Source organism: Stenotrophomonas sp. (assembly GCF_031995405.1).
Classification (GTDB): Bacteria; Pseudomonadota; Gammaproteobacteria; order Xanthomonadales; family Xanthomonadaceae; genus Stenotrophomonas.
This window is the reverse complement of record NZ_DAMAGC010000181.1, coordinates 1-5,723: the sequence shown is the minus strand read 5'-3', so window position 1 is coordinate 5,723 and position 5,723 is coordinate 1. Positions and strand designations below refer to the sequence as shown.

3 protein-coding genes are annotated in these 5,723 nt (G+C 66.5%); 2 read left to right on the top strand and 1 reads right to left on the bottom strand.

The features are described from left to right. Nucleotides 1-541 precede the first annotated feature (541 nt). A complete protein-coding gene (smc, locus tag RTO53_RS19225) occupies nt 542-4,045 on the top strand; it encodes a chromosome segregation protein SMC (protein ID WP_312239279.1) in 3,504 nt (1,167 codons plus the stop codon). A 43-nt stretch (nt 4,046-4,088) separates the two neighbouring features. Continuing rightward, the gene (zipA, locus tag RTO53_RS19220) at nt 4,089-4,826 is read left to right on the top strand and encodes a cell division protein ZipA (protein WP_312239278.1); all 738 of its coding nucleotides are present in this window, start codon (nt 4,089-4,091) and stop codon (nt 4,824-4,826) included. A gap of 237 nt (nt 4,827-5,063) precedes the next feature. Here the strand turns inward: zipA and RTO53_RS19215 are convergent, their stop codons facing one another. Beyond that, nucleotides 5,064-5,519, bottom strand: coding sequence for a transposase (locus RTO53_RS19215; RefSeq protein WP_312239277.1), 456 nt, complete (start codon nt 5,517-5,519; stop codon nt 5,064-5,066). Nucleotides 5,520-5,723 lie beyond the last annotated feature (204 nt).

Genomic DNA, 5,723 nt, shown 5'->3' with positions numbered 1-5,723 from the left:
AACGGTAGGCACGCATGGCGTGGCTCTACAACATGCTCCTTCCCCTCCTCTCCCTCCTGCCCTCCTTATCAAATTGCTCTCGCATGGTCGCAAGACGTATAGCCAGATGGCTCTCACAGGATCGCAAGACGCAGGCGCGCTTGGCTCTGCCGCTCCCATGGCCACCAGCCTTCTATCGGCGGGGTGGTATGGGTGGGGGCGCGGGACCGTCGGGCGCCATGGATGGCGCCCGCGAGCCCCCAGGGATGGGTTCACGGCGTGTCCCGCGCCCCCACCCATACCGCACCGCAATCGGCAGAAGGCAGAAACCGTGCTTTGGCTTTGGCTTCGGCTTCGGCTTCGGCTCTAACGCTTCAAAGCCTTTACGCCTCTAAAAACCACCCCACCCCCGCCAAACACCGCCCCCGTTATACTCAGGCTATCGCGTCGCCCTTGGGGCCATTGAAACCCAGCAACATCAATGGCTTGAGGGTGGTAATCGCCCCGACATCCACCCTGGCGGGGGTCGCTTCAGGCCCTTGCCCCGGAAACCAACCACGCCATGCGTCTGTCCACGATCAAGCTGTCCGGTTTCAAATCCTTCGTCGACCCGACCACGCTGCACCTGCCGACCAACATGACCGGCGTGGTGGGCCCCAATGGCTGTGGCAAGTCCAACATCATCGACGCCGTGCGCTGGGTCATGGGCGAAAGCTCGGCCAGCCGCCTGCGCGGCGACTCGCTCACCGACGTCATCTTCTCCGGCTCTTCCGCGCGCAAGCCCGTCTCGCAGGCGACCGTCGAACTGATCTTCGACAACACCGACCACACCATCACCGGTGAGTACGCCTCGTTCAACGAGATTTCGGTCAAGCGCCAGGTCAGCCGCGATGGCAGCAGCAACTATTATCTCAACGGCACCAAGTGCCGCCGCCGCGACATAACCGACCTGTTCCTGGGTACCGGCCTGGGGCCGCGCAGCTACTCCATCATCGAACAGGGCATGATCAGCCAGATCATTGAAGCCCGCCCCGAAGACCTGCGCGTCTACCTGGAAGAGGCCGCCGGCATCTCCAAGTACAAGGAACGCCGCAAGGAAACCGAGACCCGCATCCGCCACACCCGCGAGAACCTCGACCGCCTCAACGACCTGCGCGAAGAAATCGGCAAGCAGCTCGAACACCTCAAGCGCCAGGCGCGACAGGCCGAGCAGTACCAAGCCCTGCAGGAAGAACGCAAGGTCAAGGATGCCGAGTGGAAGGCGCTTGAATTCCGTGGCCTGGACAAACGCCTGGGCGGCCTGCGCGAAGCGCTCTCGCAGGAAGAAACCCGCCTGCAGCAGCTGATTGCCGAACAGCGCGACGCCGAAGCGCGCATCGAAACCAGCCGCGTCCGTCGCGAGGAAGCGTCCGATGCGCTGAGTACCGCGCAGGCCGAGGTCTACCAGGTCGGCAGTACGCTGGCCCGGCTCGAACAGCAGATCCAGCATCAGCGCGAAATGTCCCAGCGCCTGCACAAGGCCCGCGACGAAACCCAGCAGGCGCTGGCCGAACTGGGCCACCACATCAGTGGCGACGAAGCCAAGTTGCAGGTGCTGCGCGAGTCGGTCGAACTGGCCGAGCCCCAGCTCGAACAGCTGCAGGAAGAAAACGAAATCAAGCAGGAAGCCCTGCGCGACGCCGAGGCCCGGCTGGCCGACTGGCAGGCGCGCTGGGAAGCCCACACCCGCAATACCTCCGAAGCCTCGCGCGCCGGCGAAGTCGAACGCACGCGCGTGGATTACCTCGACCGCCAGGTGCTCGAAGCCGATCGCCGCCGCGAGGCGCTGGCCGCCGAGCGCGCCGGGCTGGACCTGGATGCGCTGGCGCAGGTGTTCGAAGAACTGCAACTGCAGCACGAGACCCAGAAGGCCGCGCTGGACGGCCTCAACGAGCAGGTTGAAGAACGCAAGCACGCCGTGGCCGGGCTGCAGGACCGCCAGCGCAGCGGCCAGTCCGAACTGGCCGACATCCGCAAGCAGGCGCAGGCCGCGCGCGGTCGCCTGTCCTCGCTGGAAACCCTGCAGCAGGCTGCGCTCGGCCAGGAGCAGGGCGCGGCGGTGGCGTGGCTGAAGTCACGCGGGCTGGATTCCGGCGCACGCGTCGGCGAGCGGCTGACGGTTGAAAGCGGTTGGGAAAACGCGGTCGAGAGCGCGCTTGGCCAGCTGATCGAAGGTGTGCTGGTCGATGCGCCCGAGCGCCTGGTCGGCGAACTGGCCGAGCTCGGCGAAGGGCGCATCGCGCTGGTCTCCGATGCGCAGGACGCGTTGCAGGTCGCACCGACCTCGCTGGCCGCCAAGGTGCAGGGGCCGACCGCGATCCGTCGCCTGCTGGCGCGTCTGCACGCCGCCGAAGACCTCGACCAGGCGCGCACGTTGCAGGCCACGCTGGGCGAGGGCGATTCGGTCATCACCCGCAGCGGGGAACGCCTGGGCGAAGGCTGGGTGCGCGTTTCGCGCTCCGGCGCGGCCAAACAGGGCGCTTTGCTGCGTGAGCGCGAGATCGTCACCCTGCGCGAGCAGATCGACAGCCTGCAGGAGCGCGAAGCCGAACTGGAAGAGCGTCTGGCTGGTTTCCGTGACCAGCTGCTGGCTGGCGAACAGCAGCGCGAAGACGCGCAGCGCCAGCTGTATCTGGCCCACCGCAGCGTCTCCGAACTGGGTGGCCAGCTGCAGAGCCAGCAGGGCAAGGTCGAGGCCGCGCGCACCCGCATCGACCGCATCGAAGGCGAGCTCTCGCAGTTGCTGGAAACCCTCGATGCCGGCCGCGAGCAGGTGCGCGAAGCGCGCTCGCGCCTGGATGATGCGGTCAGCAGCATGGGCGATCTGGAATCGGTGCGGCACGCGCTGGAGGCCGAGCGCCGCCAGTTCACCGACGCGCGCGACCAGGCCCGTGATGCGGCCCGCAACGTGCGCGACAGTGCGCACTCGCTTGCGCTGACGCTGGAATCCCAGCGCACCCAGGTGAGTGCGTTGAGCCAGGCGCTGGAGCGCATGAGCACCCAGCGCGGGCAGCTCGATTCGCGCCTGGGTGAGCTGCATTCGCAGCTGGATGACGGCGATTCACCGGTGCAGGCGCTGGAAGCCGAACACCAGAACGCGCTCGGCGAACGCGTGCGTGCCGACCGCGTGCTGGCGGAGGCGCGTACCTTGCTCGACGGCATCGATGCCGAGCTGCGTACGTTCGAACAGACCCGCCACCAGCGCGACGAGCAGGCGCTGGCCCAGCGCGAGCGCATTTCCCAGCGCAAGCTCGACCAGCAGGCGCTGGTGCTCAGTGCCGACCAGCTCACCGCATCGGTGGAAAAGGCCGGTTTCGTGCTGCAGGACGTGATCAACAGCCTGCCCGACGACGCCCGCATCACCGAGTGGGAGCAGGCCGTGCACCAGATCGACGGGCGCATGCGCCGGCTCGAGCCGGTCAACCTGGCCGCGATCCAGGAGTACGGCGAAGCCGCGCAGCGCTCGGACTACCTGGATGCGCAGAACACCGACCTGACCACCGCGCTGGAAACGCTGGAAGATGCCATCCGCAAGATCGACCGCGAAACCCGGGGCCGCTTCAAGGACACCTTCGACCGCGTCAATGCCGGCGTCCAGCAGCTGTATCCGCGCCTGTTCGGCGGCGGCCATGCCTATCTGGAACTGACCGGTGAAGACCTTCTCGACACGGGTGTAGCGATCATGGCGCGCCCGCCGGGCAAGCGCGTGTCGAGCATCTCGTTGCTGTCCGGTGGCGAAAAGGCGATGACCGCGGTGGCGCTGGTGTTTGCGATCTTCCAGCTCAACCCGGCGCCGTTCTGCCTGCTGGACGAAGTCGACGCGCCGCTGGACGAAGCCAACGTCGGCCGACTGGCCAATATGGTCAAGGAGATGAGTGAGAAAGTGCAGTTCCTGTTTGTCAGCCACAACAAGGCCACGATGGAAGCGGCGCACCAGTTGTCGGGCGTGACCATGCGCGAACCGGGCGTCAGCCGCCTGGTCAGCGTGGACCTTGAAGAAGCCGCACGATTGGCGGGCGCCGCCTGACGTGCCATGCTTATCTGAACGTATTTAGCCGGAGACCCCCCGAATGTCCGACATGGCACTGCTCCGCATCGGCATCCTGGCCGCCGGCCTGCTGTTGATCGCTGCGATCTTCCTGTTTGGCCGACCCAAGAAAAAATCCCAGGGCCGTCGCGTCGATGCGCCCGAGGGCAGCACCGGCCAGCGCCGCGAGCCCAGCCTGGGCGACGGCGAGAACCCCGAATCCGGTACCGCCGGCGTGGTCGGCGAAGACGGCGTGACCCAGCCCGAGCTGGGCCTGCCTGACGTCGATGGCGCCGCGGCCAGTGACCTGGGCAAGCGCGCCAACCAGGATTTCGACAAGATCGTGTCGTTGTTTGTCGCCGCCCGCGCCGGCGAACAGCTGCGCGGCGAGGACATCGTGGTGGCGGCGGAAAAAACCGGCCTGGTGTTTGGCCACATGAACGTGTTCCACCGCCTGGTCGAAGGCCATCCCGAACGCGGCCCGATCTTCTCCATGGCCAGCATCATGAAGCCGGGCAGCTTCGACATGGCCAACATCCGCGAAATGGAAACCCCGGCCATCGCCTTCTTCCTGACCCTGCCGGCGCCGCTGACCGCGCTGGACGCGTGGGAAAAGATGCTGCCGACCGTGCAGCGTATGGGCGAACTGCTCGACGGCGTGGTGCTGGACGACAGCCGCGCCACGCTCGGTCGCCAGCGCGTCGCGCATATCCGTGACGAGCTGCGCGCCTATGACCGCCAGCACCAGGCCCCGCCGCTGACCAAAGCACCGCGCTGGTAGAACCGGCCGGGTGTGGGGCAGCCGAGCATGGCTCGGCTCTACCCGGATAAGGGCGGTGGCGCGTCGCGACGAATGATGGTGCAGCCGAGCATGGCTCGGCTCTACCCCGGGAAAGGGCGGTGGCGCGTCGCGACGAATGGTGGTGCAGCCGAGCATGGCTCGGCTCTACCCCGGCAAAGGGCGGTGGCGCGTCGCGACGAATGGTAGAGCCGAGCCATGCTCGGCTGCTTGTCGAGGTCATTCTTCCAATGGCCAACGGCACCATGCATGGGGGTATTTCCCCAATGTGTCCGCCAGCCCCGCTCGAACCGGATTGGCAGCGATGTAGACCGCCTGCCGGCGGAGGGATTCATCGCACCGCACCGCGTGGTCGAAATACCCCGGCTGCCACAGCGGCGCCCCGCGTCCGAGCCGTTGGTTCAGCAGACGGCCGCTGCGGGATTTGAACATCTGCATACAAGCGGCAAGCGTCCCGCTGCGTAACTGGAACATCCAGTGCACATGGTCCGGCATCACCACCCACGCCAGTGAACAGGTACGTTTCGCGCCTTCGACAAATCGAAGAGCATCGATGATGACCGCGGCGTTTTCGGGCACCGCGAAAAGACGCGTTCTACCCCGCGTCACGGTGGTGATCGCATAGACCTGGGCGATTTGGGAGTGACGTCCAATCTGCAGTCGCGGGCTGACCATCGCCACACGTTGCCTGTCTGGCAGCCGCGCGTTGATCGGCGTGGTGCCTGATCTGCTGTCGGAAATCGGTGTGATGTCGTCTGGCGATCAGCCGAGCATGGCTCGGCTCTACACGCGGATGGGGCGTTGCGGTGGGCGATCAGCCGAGCATGGCTCGGCTCTACCGGTGGGGTGGGGTGAGGCGGGGCGGGGTAGAGCCGAGCC